Raw genomic sequence first — 15,796 nt, 5'->3', positions numbered from 1 at the left:
CCGGGCCCCTTCTCCGCGGCGCTCACCGTCGGCCCCGTCCGGTCCGGCGCTGCACGAACTCCTCGAAGGCCGGCGGGTCTCCGTCCAGCACCCGCTGCCACGCCCGCCGGAACAGCTCGGGCACCGGCAGCTCGGGTATGGGCTGGGCGGTGATCTCCAACTGGCCGGCGCGGAACAGCGGCTGCTTCCACGACTCCATCGGCAGCGCCGGCGCCTTGGCCTCCAGCCAGCCGCCGGGCAGGAACAGCGAGCGCCCGGCCCGCGCCCGCTTCGCCTCCACCACCAGGTCGGTGCCCGCCAGTTCGGCCCTGGCCCGCTTCGTCCGGGCGGGCTTCCAGCCGGTCCACACCGTCACGTTGCGGTCCGTCGGATCGGGCAGCGCGAGCAGCATCAGGTACAGCGCGGCCGCGTCCGGCGACAGGCCCAGGTGCCGCGCGACCTGCTCGGTCAGTTCCGGGACGCTGTGGGTCGGATCCTGCGCGGCGCCGGCCGGCCCGTCGGCGGCCACGGCGGCCGCCAGGTCCTCGCCCAGCACGTCCCGCAGCGCCTGAGTGTACGGGTTGGAGGGTCCGCCGAACCCGGCGAGCAGGACGAGCGCGGGGTGGTCGGGACCGCCCTCCGGCGACGCCCCGGGCACCACCGCGGCCGAACGCAGCCACACGTCCTCGTACTTCGCGCCGCGCCGCGACGGGGTGAGCACGATCGCGGGTCCGACCCGCACCAGGCCGTCCGCGTCCTCGCCGCCCGTCTCCGGCAGGCCGTACGCCTCGCGCAGCGCCGGCGCGACCGGCTTGCCCTCGCTGCTCCAGGTGAGGTTGGGGTCCAGCAGGAGGTTCTCGTCGGCGAGCCGCGCGCGCAGCGCGGCCAGCGTGTCGCGCAGCGACGGGCGCAACGGGTGGCCGTACGGCAGCCGGTACGCCAGCCAGCGCAGCGCGCCGGTGTAGCGCCACAGTTCGTTCCCGTCGAGCACGGCCCGCGGGTCGTCGGCACACAGGTGGCCGTCCGCGTCGAGCCGCTGCCGGGTCCGGCCGACCAGCGCCGGGTCGGCCTCGGAGTTGACGACCGTCTCGATCCAGCCGCCGAAGTCGCCCTCCCGCTCGGCACGTTCGACCAGTTCGATCGGCACCGGACGGCGGCCGCCGCGCACCGACAGCCACGCGTCGGCGAGCGCGTCCGGGTCGAAGCCGTCCGTCCACAGGCGGTCGACCGCGGACGGGTCGGCGGGCACCAGCGCGGCGAGCAGCCGGACCCGGTCGGCGGTCGTGAGCCGGCGCAGCGCGTCCCGCGCGGTGAGGGCGCGGTTCGGCCGCAGCTCCGCCAGCTCCAGGACCTCCGCAGGCGGCAGCCCCCACTTGCCGTACCCGCCCAGCCCCGGCAGGCCGAGCAGCAGCAGTGCGGCCAACGACACGTCCGCGCCGGTGCGTTCGGCGAAGCGCGCGGCGGCCTCCGGCCGGTAGGGCACCGGGCCGCGCGCGGCGATCCCGGCGAGCAGGGCCGCCGTCGCGGCGGACTCGGCGGGCGTCCCGCCGGGTCCGGCGGGGGCCGGGGTCCCCAGCACGCGGTCCTCGACGAGCGTGAAGCCCTCCCACGCCCCGAACCTTCCGTCGGGGGCGAACTCGACGGCCTTCCAGGTCTGTTCCTCGTCCTGGTCCTCGTCGCGCCAGAAGGCGACCACCAGCAGCGAACGCCCGCCGCTGCACATCACCTGGCCGATCCTGTTCGGCGCCTTCTTGCCGGTGATGTCCACCAGCCGGAGCCGGCCGCGCGGGTCGGCGAGCACGCTCGCCCCGGTTCCCTGCGCACCGGTCGCCCCGTCGCCGTTCACGCCCTCGGCGTCCAGCCCGAGCGCGGTGCGCAGGAACTCCAGCAGCGCGGCGCGCTGTTCGGCCGGCGTACCCGGCGCGGCGGCGCGGGCCACGGCCGCGGTGACGCCGGCGCCGGCGAGCGTGAGCCAGTCGATGCTGCGACGCCGGTGGTAGGTGTCGCCGAAGGGGAAACGTCCGTCCTTCTCGGCCGGCGGTGCCGGGCGCTCCGGTCGGGTGCCCGCGGTGACCGCGTTCAGCGTGCGGAGCGTGTCCATCGCCGTGAACGTCTGCCGGTTGGCGCCCCCGCCGGGGTAGCCGCCGACATGGACCGGGTCGATCAGCCCGCGCATCGCCTCGCCCAGGACGGTGTCGCCCGCGTGCTCGGCCGTCGCGGACGGGTCCTGGGCCGGCCGGCTACGGCGCTCGCCGAGCAGCGCGATGCGACGGGCCGCAGCGGCCGCCATGCCGACGACCGAGGCGACGCCCTTGACCAGCCGCGGGTCGCTGATGCCCGGCAGCACCTCGCGGACGGCCGCGGCCGCGTCGGACTTCTCGTCCGGCACCGCGGCCAGCAGCGCGGCGGCCTGCGCGTCGGTGACGTCGCGCAGCAGCGCGGAGCCGGCCTCGTCGCGGGGGCGCAGCGCGTGCCAGTACCACAGCGGCGGCACGAGGTCGGTGCCGCTGGCGAAGTGCCCGCCGCGGCCGTAGGTGTCCACGCTGCCCCACTCGACGCCGTCCGCGCCGTACAGGGTGACCGTCTGGGTCCAGGAGCCGCGGACGGTCGGGTGCAGTGCGGCGCCGCCCGGCAGGCGCAGCGGCGGCAGCGGGGTGGCGCCGCCGGACGTCGCCGGGCTGCGGCTGCCGTCCACCGAGCCCGCGGTGCACGTGGCCGTGGCCTCGTCGCGCCGCACCCACCAGCCGAGCATGCCGTCCTTGCTGCCGAACGGCGTTCCCTCCAGGCCGGGTTGGAGCGGCAACAGGTAGGAGGAGGACTCCTCCAGCCGCGTGCCCGCGCCGTCCTCGGCGAGGGCGCTGTCGAAGAACGCCGGCAGGGACGCGCGGCCGCGGACCGCGCCCGCCGGGTCGTACTCGTGCCAGTGGCGTTCGTACAGCACCCAGTGGGAGATCCCGTCCGACGCGACCGGGCGGCGCGCGGCGAACGAGGTGTCGCCCGGCAGCACCGGCCGGGAACCGAACCAGCGGCCGCCGCCGGCCAGCGCGAGCGACACCGACCCCGAACCGCGGTACGGCGAGGAGGGGTCACCGCCCGGGCGGAAGGTGTCGGCGGGCCGGCCGGACCAGGCCGCGCGCCGCTCGTCGCCGTATCCCGACACGATCAGCCACTGGCCGTCGACGAAGCGCACGGTGGGCCGCATCCAGGAGTACGGGTTCGGCGCGGGCAGCGGCAGGGTGCGCTCGTCGAGCACCGCGTCGGGGCCGACGGCGGCCACGTGGGTGCCGTGGGCCACGATCAACGCGGGCCAGGCGTCGTCGAGTTCGAACCACTGGCCGCCTGCGGTCAGGTCCAGGTGCCGTGCGACGTAGGCGTCGAGGGCGGGCCAGCCCAGCTCGTCCATGACGCCGGCGCGCAGCGTGCGGGCCAGCACGGGGGCCACGTCGAACGAGGTGAGCCGGTCCACGGCGGCGGGCGCGGTGGCGAGCACGCGAGGGTCGCCGAACTGCGCCAGGCGGCTCAACTGACGGTCGAGCAGGGGGAGTCCGAGCGGCCGGTCCAGGTCGTCGGCGCGGTCGGCCAGCCAGCCGGCCACGGCCGCGGACAGCACGGGGTGCGCCGCCAGCGTCCGCAGGTTCTCCGTCCCGTCGGCGCGGCTCGCGGCCTGCTCGACGCCGGAGCGCAGCAGCGGCGCGAACCGCGGGTCGGCGGCGACGGCGGCCAGGTCGCGGCGGCCGGGGCGGTCGTCGGCCAGCCAGTCGGCCAGGTCGATGACGACGCCGTCGTGCGGGTCGGCGACCGGCACGCCGGCGGCCAGGCACACGTCGAGCAGGTCGGGGGAGACCTCGCGGTGGCCGCGCTCGGCGGTCAGCCGCACCCGCACGCCCTCGCGGGCGAGCTGCGGCGCGAACCGCTCCACCAGCTCCAGTTCGGCCGCGAGCCGCTCCTCGCGGCGGCGGTAGCCGCGCCGGCGGAACTGCGCCCACTGGCCGAACCACCAGGCGGCCCCCGGTACGTCGGCGTCCGCCTCCGCCTCCGCGCCCGCGCCCTTGCCCGCGCCCGTCTCCGCGCCCGTCGCCGCCCGCCCTCGCGGGTCCGGGGCATCGGCGCCGGGCGGGCGGCCCGGACCCTCGGCGAGCAGCGCGAACGCGCCCGAGTGCTCCAGCAGTTCCAGCCACATCGTGTCGATCGCGGCCCGCCCGTCGGACATGTTGGTCGCCTCGGCCGGGAACAGCCGCAGCAGCCGGGCCCGGGCGGCACGGCTGTCGCGGGCGGCGGTCAGCAGCGCGGTGCGGGCGGACTTCCAGAACGACACCCCGGCGCGGTCGATCGCGCTGGTGCCGAGCAACTCGCCGACCAGGGAAGCCTCTTCGGCGGGGGCGTCGAGCCCGGCGGCCTTGGCCAGGCGGCGCAGGTCCTCCACCAGCCCGGCGTGCGGCGGCAGTCCGGCGGTGGCGCGTTCCACGCACAGCAGCCGGAACTGGGTGAACGCGGTCTCGGGGGAGAGGCGTTCGGACAGCCCGCGGGCCTGCTCGCGCAGCGTCTTCCCGGACAGCGCCCCGGCCGAGGCGAACTCCAGGAAGACCTCGCGCAGCCGCTCCTCGTCGATCTCCAGGGCGTGCCGCCGCTCGGCCTCCCGCGCCTTGCCGAAGTAGGAGGACGCGTAGCCCGTGGACTCGGCGGCGAGGAAGATCCGCGCCACCTCCTCGTAGTACGTGGGCAGGAAGTGCGGCACCGAGCGGTCCAGGCGCTCGCCGATCTCGGAGAAGCCGTCCTTCGCGTGGCCGGGCCGGGTGGCCGCGAGCCGGGTCAGCCGCTCCATCTCCTTGACCACGGCGAGCGCGTGGCGGGCGTTGGCCGGGTCGTGCACCAGGGCCCAGGCGGGGAAGCCGAGGGACTGACGCAGCACCCGGCCGACGGGTACGGCGGTGCCGGCGGCCGCCGGCTCCCCGGCCGTCCCGGTGCCGGCCGTGCCGTCGCCCGCGTCCGCCGAGGCCCCGTCGTCAGCGGGCTGCGCGCCGTCGCCCGCGTCCGCCGCGGTCGTCTCCGCCGCGTCCGCCTCGGCGGCGAACCCCGGGGCGAAGCCCAGGTATTCGAGGGACAGGTCCTCCGCCTCGCCCAGCGCCTCGGGGACCAGCCGCACCACGGTGCGGCCGTCCAGGACCGGGTGCGCGTAGGCACGGGCGACCAGGACGTCGGTCGTGCCGCCCGGCCGCTCCCCGCCGGACGCCGGAGCCGCGCCCGATGTCGGAGCCGCGCCGGACGCCGGAGCCCGGCCGGACCCCTGACGCGTGCCGGCCCCCGTGCCCGGCTGCCCGTCGAGCGGCAGCACCGCCCCCGCGGCCAGCAGATCCCCGTCGTTCATCGCTTCCCCTCCACGCCCTCTTCGTTCTCCTCGGGCACGACACGGCCCGCGTACAGTGCAGACGCCATCCGGTGCCCCTCGGACCACGCGACGGCGTCCACCTCGGACAGCCGCAGCCGGGCGCCCCCGCCGTCGCGCCACACCAACTCCCCGGTGACGGCCTCGGCTTCGGGGTAGTCCGCGCCGAGCCACAGCGCCGCCTCCACCGGCCGCCCGGCCGCAACGACCTGGCAGACCGCCTGACCGCCGCGCACCCGGTAGCCGAGTTGCGTGGCCCGAGCGGTGGCGTGCCGCAACTGCGCGAACCTGCCGCCCGCGTACGTGTCGAGCGCGGTGGCCGTGCCGTCGATCTCCTCGCCGCGCCGCCACACCTCGCGGAACAACTGGCCGATGCTCTGCCGCACTTCCAACTCGGCGGCGAACTCCCGGAGTTCGTCCAGGTCGGCGGGGTCGGTGAGCAGCACGGGGTGCGGCACCAGGACGGCGGGCGCGGCCAGCCGCACCGAGTCGCCGTCGAGGTCCACCACGCCGATGCCGCGCTCGGGGTCGGCGTCCCGCAGGAAGCCGGCGCGGGCCAGGTCGGGACCGCCGTCCGCGCCGACCGGCGCCACCACGAGGTCCCGCAGCGCCGCCCGCCAGGCCGCGTCGGGCCAGACCCGGGCGATCAGGGCGGCCGGCACCGGCAGCGAGCGCACCAGCCAGCCGTCCACCTCCGCCAGGCACTCCCGCTCGTGCCGCTCCAGCCACTCCACCAGTTGCTGGAGCCGCACCACCTCCGGGTCCGTCCGCAGCTTGCCCGGCACCTGCTTCAACGTCCGTCCAGCGGCGTTGCGGCACACCACCCGCGTGCCCTCCAGCGTCACGGCATAGCCGCCCGCCGCCTCGATCCAGCCCATCCCCGGTCCCCTCCAGCACGTTCGCCTGCGAGGTGGATCACAGTAGAAGCCACCACCGACAATCGCTCCCGCTCGGTACCGGGCGGGCGGAACGGCAGGGGGCCGAGGGGCGCGAAGAGGTCTTCGGGGCCCAAGTCGCGCGCCGGGAAGACCTGGTGGACCTCCGTCGGCCCCACGCGCGGGCTTCCCCCTCCGGGGAGGGCCCTCAGCCGGCCGTCCTTGCGCCGAAGGGCGCCGCGTGGCGCGCGGCCCAGCCGGCGAAGTCGCCCGGCGCCCGGCCGAGCACCCGCTCGGCGTCGGGACTGACCCGCCGCTCCGACGGGAGCGGGTCGCCCAGCAGCGCGAGGGTGCCGTCCGCCACGTCGGCGGGCATGAACCGCGCCATCTCGGACCGGGCCTGCTCCCGGGTCAGCTCCACGAAGCGCAACTCCGTGCCGATCGCGGCCCCGAGTGCCACGGCCTGCTCGCGCGGGCTGATCGGGGCCGGGCCCGTCACCTCGTAGGTGCGGCCCGCGTGCCCGTCCTCGCGCAGCGCCGCGGCCGCCACCGCCGAGACGTCGGCGGGATCGACCACGGGCAGCGCGACGTCACCGAAGGGCGCCGCGACCGTCCGGCTCGCGCGGACACCGTCGATCCAGCCGTACGCGTTGCTCGCCAGGCCGCTCGGGCGCAGGATCGTCCACGGCAGACCGCAGGCGCGGACCGCCGCTTCGAACGCGCGCAGCCCGGCGTGCGAGGTGCCGTCGGGACGGGTGCCGACGATCTGCGACGACACCAGGACCACCCGACGCACCCCGCCGGCCTCCGCCGCCCGGAGGACGCGCGCCGGATCGCCGCTGCCGTTGGCCAACTCGCCCGCCACCAGAAGGAACAGCGCGTCGGCGCCGTCCACCGCCCGGCTCATGCTGCCGGGTTCGGCGAGGTCGGCCGCCAAGTGGTCCACGCTGTCGGGGAGTTCGTCCGTCACCGGGTTGCGGGATACCGCCCGCACCTGCTCGCCGGCCGCCACGAGGGCCGCCACCAGCGGCCGTCCGATGTTTCCGGTGGCTCCGGTCACCACGATCATGCGTACTCCTGGAAGTGGGTTGGAAGGGAACGGGGGAGGGGAGAGGGCGCGGGGTGTACGGGGGCGCGGGGCGCGCCGCCGTACGACCGGGCGGGACCAGGCCGTGGGGGCCAGGTCGGCGCGGCGCCGACTCGTCAGGGAAGCTAACATCCGAAGGAAAGTAGGTACCTAGAGGAAAGCGACTATCCCGGAGGGAGCGTGACGGCGGTGGCGCGGCGGAGGGACGTGGGACCCGGTGGCGGGGCGGAGCCGGTGGGCCCGGCGCAGGCGTGCCCGATCGCGCCCGTGGTCGACATCGTCTTCAGCCGCTGGACCACGCCGATCCTCTGGGCGCTCCACGCGCACGGGCGGCAGCGGTTCGTGGAACTCCAGCGGCTCATCGGCACCATCACGCCGAAGGTGCTCACCCAGCGGCTGCGGCAGATGGAGCGGGACGGCCTGGTGGTCCGCACCTACCACCCCGAGGTGCCGCCGCGCGTGGAGTACGAGATCAGCGACCTCGGCAGCAGCCTCGCGCCGCTCTTCTCGACGCTCGCCGAGTGGTCGGAGGCGAACCTCGGACGTGTCGAGCAGGCACGCCGTACCTTCGACGACGCCGCGGCCGGCACTCCCGCGCCCGGGCCGGGTGCCCCGCGCCCGCGGCCGGATCGGCGCGGGTGAGGGCGCAGGGGGCCGGAAGTCGGTCGACGGAGCCGGTCGGGGTGGCGGTCGGTGAACCGGTCGGGGCGACGGCCGGGATGACGGGGCCGACCGGGACGGCTGCACGGCCGCGTATCGGGTAAAAGCGGAGATATGGACCACCGAACCGGCTCACAGCGCCCGCCGCGCGCGGGTGAGCGGACCGTCACCCGTCGGCATCCGGTCGCAACGGCGCCGACACAGCCGGTGCGCAGGATCGCGGGTATGACGTGGGCGAGCGGGCGGACCCGGCAGGGCGAGCGGACCAGGGGACGGACCGGATGAGCCGCAGGAACCGCACGGAGCGGACGGAGCGGACGGAGCGGACAGAGCAGTCGGACCGCAAGGATCGCGGGGACCGCGCGGAGCGGTCGGACCACACGGCGCGGCCCCGGCGCCCCGGGCCGGCCGCCGCGCCCCCGGGCGCCCCGGCCCCGGCCCCGCCCGCGGCCGCACCCCCGGCACCGGCCGCTGCGACCGCCCGCGGCGGCCCCCCGGGCCCGGCGGGCCGCGCGCCGTCCGGGTCCCGGACGGCCACCGCGCGGGTCCGGCGCCCCCCGGCCCTCGTGGCGGTCGGGCACGGCAGCCGGGACCCGCGGGCCGCCCGCACCCTCGCCGAACTGGTCGCCCGGGTGCGCGCGTCGCGCCCCGGGACCGACGTGCGGATCGGGTACGTGGAGATCGACCGGCCGCTGGTCGGCGACGTGCTGGCCGGGCTCGCCGGCGAGGCCGTCGTCGTACCGCTGCTGCTCGGCCGCGGGTACCACGTCAAGCACGACCTGCCGCGGGCGCTCGCCGACGCCGCCCACCTGCGCGGAGCGGTCGCCCCGGCGCTCGGGCCGCACCCGCTGCTCGCACGTGCCCTGCACGACCGGCTCGCGCAAGCCGGCTGGACCGACGACGGCCAGGCCGTGGTGCTGGCCGCGGCCGGCTCCCGCGACCCGGAGGCCACCCGCGACACCGAACGCACGGCCGCGCTGCTGTCCGCCCGGCTCGGCGGGGTGCCGGTCGTCCCCGCCTACGCCTCGGCCGCGCGCCCCACGGTGTCCCAGGCCGTGGACGGGCTCGCGGCGCGGGGCCTGCGCCGGATCGCCGTGGCGTCGTGCTTCACCGCGCCCGGGCGGTTCGCCGCGCAGAGCGCGGCCGCGGCGCCCTGGATCGTCTCCGCGCCGCTGGGCGCCCATCCGGCCATGGCCGAACTGGTGCTGCGCCGCTACGACGAGGCGTGCGCCGGTCTGCCGCGCCGCACGCCCGGGGGCGTTCGCACCTGACCCGGGCCCGCGGGCGCACGGACCCGCCCCGAGCCGGGGGCCGGACCTGACCCGAGCCCCGCGCGTGGACGGACCGGCCCCCGTATCGGCACGCGTCCCCGTCGGCCCTTTCGTACGACCATCGACTCACGGCGGATGACGGGCGCTCCGGCCGGTTAACGTCGTCGGTATGGACGCGAACCAGCCAGGCGCCGAGCGGCCGGACGCACGCCGGTCGGGCGGATACACCGACGCCGACGTCGAGCGCTACGTCCCCGAGCCGGACAAGCGGCCCGGGCGCACCGCCTTCCAGCGGGACCGGGCCCGGGTGCTGCACTCCGCGGCGCTGCGCCGCCTGGCCGGGAAGACGCAGGTCGTCGATCCGGAGGCGGGCGGCACCGCGGACACCGACACCAGCCCGCGCACCCGGCTCACCCACTCCCTGGAGTGCGCGCAGGTCGGCCGCGAGCTGGGCGCCGCCCTGGGCTGCGATCCGGACCTCGTGGAGACGGCCTGCCTCGCGCACGACCTCGGCCACCCGCCGTTCGGGCACAACGGCGAGATGGTGCTCGCGGAGTTCGCCGCGGAGTGCGGCGGCTTCGAGGGCAACGCGCAGAGCCTGCGGCTGCTGACGCGGATCGAACCCAAGCGGTTCACCCAGGGCACCGACCCCGTGACCGGCGAGCCCGCGCTCCTCAGCGTCGGCCTCAACCTCACCCGCGCGGCGCTCGACGCGGCCACGAAGTACCCGTGGCCGCGCGGCGGACACCCCACGGACCCGCGGTCCCGCAAGTTCGGGGTCTACCCGGACGACCTGCCGGTCTTCGCGTGGCTGCGCGAGGGCGCGCCCGAGGGGCGGACCTGCTTCGAGGCGCAGGTGATGGACTGGGCCGACGACGTCGCGTACTCCGTGCACGACGTGGAGGACGGGCTCCAGGCCGGGCACATCGACCCGCGCGCGCTGTCCTCCGGGGCCGAGCGGGCCGACGTCTTCGCCTGCGCCCGTGGCCGCTACGCCCCGCCGGACACCTCGCCCGAGGAACTGGCGGAGGCCCTCGACCGGCTCCTCGCGCAGCCCTGGTGGCCGCACCGCCACGACGACTCCGCGCTCGGGCAGGCACGGCTGAAGGACGCGGCGTCCCAGCTCATCGGGCGGTTCTGCCTCGCCGCGGAGTCCGCGACACGCAGGCGCCACGGCACCGCGCGGCTGACCCGCTACGGCGCGGAGCTGGTCGTGCCGCGCGAGCAGCGGCTCGAGTGCGCCGTCCTCAAGGCGGTCGCCGACCGGTACGTCATGCAGCGCGCGGCGCAGGAGCGGCGGCGCGCCGAGCAGCGGGTGGTGATCGGGGAACTCGCGGAGACGCTGCTCGCGGGGGCGCCGGAGGGGTTGGATCCGCAGTTCCGGGCGATTTTCGAGGGGGCCGGGGACGAGGCGGGTCGCCGGCGCGCGGTCGTCGACCAGATCGCGTCGCTCACGGACGCGGCCGCGACGCACCGTCTCCGCCGGTAACCCCACCCACCCGGGCCGTGGTCTGGAATCAGTGCGCCACATGCAGACAGCACTCCGAGGAGGCGGTTGGTGTGAACAGCCGGACCCGCTTCCCCTGGCAACCGCCAGCACGTGATCTCCGCGACGTCGGGTTATCGACGGGCGAGCGGCCTGACGGCCTCGGGCATGCCCCGCCAAGGGATGCCGAGCCGCGGTCGACCCGACGGCAGCCGAGGGCCGGCCCGGTCAACCGGCCGTCGTCCCTACGGCCAACAGGTGGGAGCTGGCGGCGAGGAGTTCGGGATAGGGCTCGGCGAGGCGGGCGGCGGTCAGGGCGGACTGGAAGAGGTCTTCACTCGGTGAGGTGCCCGAGGACTGTTCGACGGCCTTGAGCAGGGACCAGGTGGGGCCTTCGACGCCGAACACCTGGATGTTCTCGAGTCCTGCGGCCTGCGCTTCTGCCGCGAGTTCTTCCGCCCGGTGGAAGTAGGAGACGGTGAAGCCGCGTCGGCCGTCGTAGGTGGCGGTGGCGAGGATGTCGGTGATCGAGGCCCGCAGGCGGTCGGTGTGCAGGTGGGCCAGGGCGGTGTGTTCGAAGAGGGAGGAGTAGCGGTTGATCGCCGCGGCCGCGACGAGGCCGCCGGGGCGGGTGACGCGGACGGCTTCGCGAAGTGCCTGTAGGCGGTCCCCGCGCTCGGGCAGGTGGTAGAGCGGGCCCAGCAGCGTCACGACGTCGTACGACGAGTCCTCGGCCACGAGGCTGCGGGCGTCACCGAGATCGGCCGGGCAGATCTCGCGGGCCTGCTCCACGTGCCGCGCCACCGGGTCCACGAGCCGCACCTCGTAGCCGTCGTCCACCAGCCACCGCGCGTGCACGCCCGTCCCGCCCCCGACATCGAGCACGCGCGCGGGCGCCTTCGGCAGGAAGCGCCGCAGCAGTTCCTGCGTGCGCAGCAGTTCCAACCTCCCGTCGGCGGAGGACGTCAATCGGCCCCCTTCGTCGAAGTGGTGGGTGTAGAAGGTGGTGACCTCGGGTGCCAGTTCGGGGAACGCCATCCCGGCAGTATCCTCTGCACCGGTGGACCGGTCCAGAAGTCCTTCCGACGACCCCACGAGGAGCCATGGCGATACTGAAATACGAGGAGATCGCGGAATCCCTGCGGATCCGGATGGCGAGCGGCGAGTTTCCGCCCGGTGCGATGCTCCCGTCGGGCCGGGATCTCGCAGAGCAGTGGCGGGTCTCGCGCGCCACCGTGGTCAAGGCCATGGACGTCCTGCGCAATGACGGCGTGGTCGAGGCCCGGCAGGGCTCCGGCTTCGTCGTGGCCGACACGGCCATCGGACGTCCTGCGGGGAATCGGAAAGCAGGGGACCCGCGGGTGACCGGCGGCATGCCCTTCACTCGGGTCGGCCGTCCTGAACGCGTGACTCCTCCGGCCCGCATCTCCACAGCCCTGAGCCTGTCCGACGGCGAGGTGGCGCTTCGCCGCTCCCGGCTGATGCAGTTGCCCGACGGGACCCCGCACAGCTACGTCGATGCATGGTTCCCGCCGGACGTCGCCGACCGGGCGCCCCGCCTGGAGCAGGACGCACCGATCGCCGAGGGAACCACGAGGCACGTCAGGCTGCAGACCGGCCGTCACCCGGCGGAGGGCACCGACGTCACGACGGTGCGGCTCGCCACGGACGAGGAGGCGCGCCAACTCCGCTTGGAGTTGCCGGCCGCGGTGGCCGTGACGCTCCATGTCGCGTACGACCACGACGGGAACCCGCTGGTCTGCGAGGAGGGCGTCACGCCTGGGGCCTTCTGGGAACAGAGGAACACCTACTCGATGTAGCGGCGGGGGCGGGACCGCGCAGCATGCCCAACGTTCATGGCCGCGGGGATGGTTCACTCTTGACTGGACCGGTCCACCGGTCCAGTCTGTGTCACATGGCGGTGTGCCATCCGGCGCTCAGGGGAGTGCTGTGCCTCGTGTTCATCTGTGAAAGGGCGGGTGGGATCGGTATGTCCGGTCGTGGTTATGCGCGTGCGGCTCCGCCGCACGGTGGCTTGGGGGAAGTACCGCGCGCGTCATGGCGCGACGAAGCCTCCGCGACGCTCTTGGTGCAACCGGACCCGGCGGACGTGGTGGTGGCGCGGCGGGCGGTGGTGGGAGGACTGCGGGGGCGGGGGCTGCCGTTGTCGGCGGAGTCGTGGGGCGATCTTGAGCTGCTGACCGCCGAGGTGCTCACGAACGCCGTGCGGTATTCGCGGGCCGTGTGCGTGGTCGTGGTGCGGTGGAGCGAGGCGCGGGTGCGGGTGGAGGTCTCCGATACGCATCCGGTGCTGCCCGTGCCGTGTAGTGCGTTGTCCGAGGCGGAGGGCGGGCGGGGGCTGGTGCTGGTCGAGGCGCTGTCCACCCGGTGGGGTACGGAGTTGCGGCCTGGCGGCAAGGTCGTCTGGTTCGAGATCGCCTTTCCCCGCTCCAAGTGGAGCGTCCGCAAGGCTGTGATCTCGGTCTCCGGACGGTTTGCCGAGACGTGCCGCTCGGTGCGTCGTGCCCAGGTTGTCCCGAGCCCGGACCGGCGCGAAGGTGCGGTGCGATGACGACGGACCCGCATGGCCGGGGCTCACAGGAGTCGGCGTCGGAGGATGTTCCGCTCGGCGGCCTGGGTCAGCGCGCTGCGCGCGTTCCGGTCCCGTTCATCGCACGGTGGAGTGGTGAGGAGCGGGGGCCGATGCCTGTGGTGTTCCGCCGGGGCCGGCGCGGGATCTCCTACGCCGACGAGCGCAGCTTCGACCGCGACGCGCACGGTGTCCTGTGGGAGCGCGCACCCTCCCAGCCCGGCCGGGGAGTACCGCAGTTCGGTAGGGTCCACAGCCTTCGGCAGCGGCTGTGCATGAGCGGGTTGCGCTGCCAGGTATGCGGAGGCCCCGCCGACCGTCGACCGGACGGCTTGCTCTGGCTCGTCGACGCCCACCTCGCCGAGTTGCTCCCCGCAGGCGAAATCACCGCCCACCCTCCGATCTGCCGCCCTTGCGCCCACCTCTCGATACGCGCCTGCCCCCATCTGCGAACCCGGCAGGTCGCTTTGCGGGTCCGCAGGTTCAGGCCCTTCAGCGTGCGTGGCGCCCTTTACCTCGCCGAACCCACCGGTCCTCGTCCCTACGACGCCCGGACCCTCCAGCTCGCCGACCCCCGCATCCCTTGGCTTCTCGGGGGCCAGCTCCTGGTGGAACTGCTCGACTACACCGCCGTCGACCTCGACGATCCCATGGCGTAGTGAGCCCGATGTCGTCCTCCCAGGTCCGAAGAGGCGGAACCCGGGCGTCGGACCTACGCGTAGGTCCTCCTCGCTTCCGCCTCACGAGCCCACTCGGCGCAGGCTGAGCCGACGACACACGTGCCTGGCTACGTCCGTGCGGACGGCGTCCGTGTCCGGTCACACCATCGCCGGATTGCTGCCCCGTTGCCGCAGCCGCGTGCGGGGCGGCGGGCTGATGCTCCTGGTCCTAGTCCTGGTGCTGCTCGTGCTCAGCGGGGGCGGCAGCGGGCCCGATTCGGCTCCCGACAGCCGTTCGGCAACGCACGTCACCGCCCCGGCCGTCAGGAGGCCCGCACCGCAGGGGCACCCTCGGGCGCTGCCGGGGGAGCCCTGCACCGGGGTGGTCCCGGGGCTGCGGGGGCGGGGGCAGCCGGGGGGGTCGGGGGCACCGTGGGATGATCACGGGCGGGGACGGACCGGCGCGGCACCCTTCCCGTCCGGGCCGCCGTGCGGGACGCTCAGCAGGGCAACGGACTACCCGCCGGGGAGGCACACTGTGGTGGACGCGCACCAGACCTTCGTGATCGTCGGAGCCGGCCTCGCCGGGGCGAAGGCCGCGGAGACGTTGCGCGCCGAGGGTTTCACCGGCCGGGTGATACTGATCGGCGACGAGCGCGACCACCCCTACGAGCGCCCACCCCTCTCCAAGGGCTTCCTCAACGGCAGCGCCGAACGCGACTCCGTGTTCGTGGAGCCCGCCGCCTGGTACGCCGAGCACGACGTCGAACTCCACCTCGGCCAGCCCGTGGTGCACCTCGACCGCGCCGCGCGCACCGTCGGCCTGGGCGACGGCACCGTACTCCAGTACGACAAGCTCCTGCTCGCGACGGGAGCCGAGCCGCGCCGCCTGGACATCCCCGGCACCGACCTCGCCGGGGTGCACCACCTGCGCCGGCTCGCCCACGCCGAGCGCCTGAAACACGTGCTGACCAGCCTCGGCCGGGAGAACGGCCACCTGGTGATCGCCGGCGCCGGCTGGATCGGCCTGGAGGTGGCCGCCGCCGCCCGCGGCTACGGCGCCGAGGTCACCGTGGTCGAGCCCGAGCCGACCGCGCTGCACGGCGTGCTCGGCCCGGAGATCGGCTCGGTCTTCACCGACCTGCACACCGAGCACGGCGTGCGCTTCCACTTCGGCAGCCGGCTCACCGAGATCACCGGCCAGGACGGCATGGTGCTGGCGGCCGTCACCGACGACGGCACCGAGCACCCCGCGCACGACGTGCTCGCCGCGATCGGCGCCGCCCCCCGCACCGCGCTCGCCGAGGCCGCCGGGCTCGTCCTCGCCGACCGCGCGCAGGGCGGCGGCATCGCCGTGGACGCCTCGCTGCGCACCTCCGACCCCGACATCTTCGCGGCCGGCGACGTCGCCAACGCGGAGAACCCCCTGCTCGGGGGGCGGCTGCGGGTCGAGCACTGGGCGAACGCGCTCAACGGCGGCCCCGCCGCGGCCCGCGCCATGCTCGGCCGGCAGGTCAGCTACGACCGCGTTCCGTACTTCTTCTCCGACCAGTACGACCTCGGCATGGAGTTCTCCGGGCACGCCGCGCCCGGGACGTACGACCAGGTGGTCTGCCGCGGCGACGTCGGCAAGCGCCAGTTCATCGCGTTCTGGCTGCGCGAGGGGCGGTTGCTCGCCGGGATGAACGTGAACGTGTGGGACGTCACCGAACCCGTCCAGAACCTGATCCGCGACGGCCGTCCGGTCGACCCCGAGGCACTGTCCGATCCGGCCGTGCCGCTAGCCTCGTTCCTGGACTGACCAGG

Annotated in this window: 11 protein-coding genes; 7 read left to right on the top strand and 4 right to left on the bottom strand. The window is 75.4% G+C overall.

Annotated elements, in window-relative coordinates:
- Positions 1 to 22: 22 nt before the first annotated feature.
- From RVR_RS10630 to RVR_RS10620, 3 genes are all read right to left on the bottom strand, one after another.
- The gene (locus RVR_RS10630; protein WP_202233609.1) at positions 23 to 5,344 is read right to left on the bottom strand and encodes a hypothetical protein; all 5,322 of its coding nucleotides are present in this window, start codon (positions 5,342 to 5,344) and stop codon (positions 23 to 25) included.
- Complete coding sequence (locus RVR_RS10625) at positions 5,341 to 6,240, bottom strand: DUF4132 domain-containing protein (protein ID WP_202233608.1); 900 nt, start codon at positions 6,238 to 6,240, stop codon at positions 5,341 to 5,343. The genes RVR_RS10630 and RVR_RS10625 overlap by 4 nt, the downstream gene beginning before the upstream one ends.
- A 205-nt stretch (positions 6,241 to 6,445) precedes the next feature.
- Positions 6,446 to 7,306, bottom strand: coding sequence for an SDR family oxidoreductase (locus RVR_RS10620; protein ID WP_202233607.1), 861 nt, complete (start codon positions 7,304 to 7,306; stop codon positions 6,446 to 6,448).
- Positions 7,307 to 7,591: 285 nt separating this feature from the next.
- Between RVR_RS10620 and RVR_RS10615 the strand changes: the two genes are divergently transcribed.
- The 3 genes from RVR_RS10615 (at position 7,592) to RVR_RS10605 (ending at position 10,744) form a co-directional block, all read left to right on the top strand.
- Complete coding sequence (locus tag RVR_RS10615; RefSeq protein WP_346731445.1) at positions 7,592 to 7,966, top strand: winged helix-turn-helix transcriptional regulator; 375 nt, start codon at positions 7,592 to 7,594, stop codon at positions 7,964 to 7,966.
- 584 nt (positions 7,967 to 8,550) lie between these two features.
- Positions 8,551 to 9,255, top strand: coding sequence for a sirohydrochlorin chelatase (locus RVR_RS10610; RefSeq protein WP_237404675.1), 705 nt, complete (start codon positions 8,551 to 8,553; stop codon positions 9,253 to 9,255).
- A gap of 169 nt (positions 9,256 to 9,424) precedes the next feature.
- Positions 9,425 to 10,744 carry a deoxyguanosinetriphosphate triphosphohydrolase gene (locus RVR_RS10605; RefSeq protein WP_202233604.1) on the top strand — a complete coding sequence of 440 codons (1,320 nt, stop codon included), beginning with the start codon at positions 9,425 to 9,427 and terminating at the stop codon, positions 10,742 to 10,744.
- Between the two features lie 225 nt (positions 10,745 to 10,969).
- On the opposite strand, the gene RVR_RS10600 is transcribed toward RVR_RS10605, so the two are convergent.
- Complete coding sequence (locus RVR_RS10600) at positions 10,970 to 11,779, bottom strand: class I SAM-dependent methyltransferase (RefSeq protein WP_202233603.1); 810 nt, start codon at positions 11,777 to 11,779, stop codon at positions 10,970 to 10,972.
- Positions 11,780 to 11,844: 65 nt separating this feature from the next.
- Between RVR_RS10600 and RVR_RS10595 the strand changes: the two genes are divergently transcribed.
- The 4 genes from RVR_RS10595 (at position 11,845) to RVR_RS10580 (ending at position 15,791) form a co-directional block, all read left to right on the top strand.
- Positions 11,845 to 12,561: a GntR family transcriptional regulator gene (locus RVR_RS10595; RefSeq protein ID WP_202233602.1), complete on the top strand. Its 717-nt coding sequence runs from the start codon at positions 11,845 to 11,847 to the stop codon at positions 12,559 to 12,561.
- A gap of 95 nt (positions 12,562 to 12,656) precedes the next feature.
- Positions 12,657 to 13,313, top strand: a complete 657-nt coding sequence (locus RVR_RS10590) for an ATP-binding protein (protein WP_202233601.1) — start codon at positions 12,657 to 12,659, stop codon at positions 13,311 to 13,313.
- Between the two features lie 515 nt (positions 13,314 to 13,828).
- On the top strand, positions 13,829 to 13,990 hold the full coding sequence (locus RVR_RS37470; RefSeq protein ID WP_237404674.1) for a hypothetical protein: 162 nt from the start codon (positions 13,829 to 13,831) through the stop codon (positions 13,988 to 13,990).
- Positions 13,991 to 14,528: 538 nt separating this feature from the next.
- On the top strand, positions 14,529 to 15,791 hold the full coding sequence (locus tag RVR_RS10580) for an NAD(P)/FAD-dependent oxidoreductase (RefSeq protein WP_202233600.1): 1,263 nt from the start codon (positions 14,529 to 14,531) through the stop codon (positions 15,789 to 15,791).
- The last annotated feature ends 5 nt before the right edge of the window (positions 15,792 to 15,796 follow it).

The sequence above is a fragment of the Streptomyces sp. SN-593 genome (genome assembly GCF_016756395.1).
GTDB classification, from domain to species: Bacteria; Actinomycetota; Actinomycetes; order Streptomycetales; family Streptomycetaceae; genus Actinacidiphila; species Actinacidiphila reveromycinica.
The sequence above is the reverse complement of the archived record's forward strand: the minus strand, read 5'-3'. Positions and strand labels throughout refer to the sequence as shown.

Excerpts from the sequence above, each read along its gene's own strand:
- RVR_RS10630 (WP_202233609.1), bottom strand. The coding sequence starts at position 5,344 with ATGAACGACGGGGATCTGCTGGCCGCGGGGGCGGTGCTGCCGCTCGAC.
- RVR_RS10625 (WP_202233608.1), bottom strand. The coding sequence starts at position 6,240 with ATGGGCTGGATCGAGGCGGCGGGCGGCTATGCCGTGACGCTGGAGGGC.
- RVR_RS10620 (WP_202233607.1), bottom strand. The coding sequence starts at position 7,306 with ATGATCGTGGTGACCGGAGCCACCGGAAACATCGGACGGCCGCTGGTG.
- RVR_RS10605 (WP_202233604.1), top strand. The coding sequence starts at position 9,425 with ATGGACGCGAACCAGCCAGGCGCCGAGCGGCCGGACGCACGCCGGTCG.
- RVR_RS10600 (WP_202233603.1), bottom strand. The coding sequence starts at position 11,779 with ATGGCGTTCCCCGAACTGGCACCCGAGGTCACCACCTTCTACACCCAC.
- RVR_RS10595 (WP_202233602.1), top strand. The coding sequence starts at position 11,845 with ATGGCGATACTGAAATACGAGGAGATCGCGGAATCCCTGCGGATCCGG.
- RVR_RS10590 (WP_202233601.1), top strand. The coding sequence starts at position 12,657 with ATGGCGGTGTGCCATCCGGCGCTCAGGGGAGTGCTGTGCCTCGTGTTC.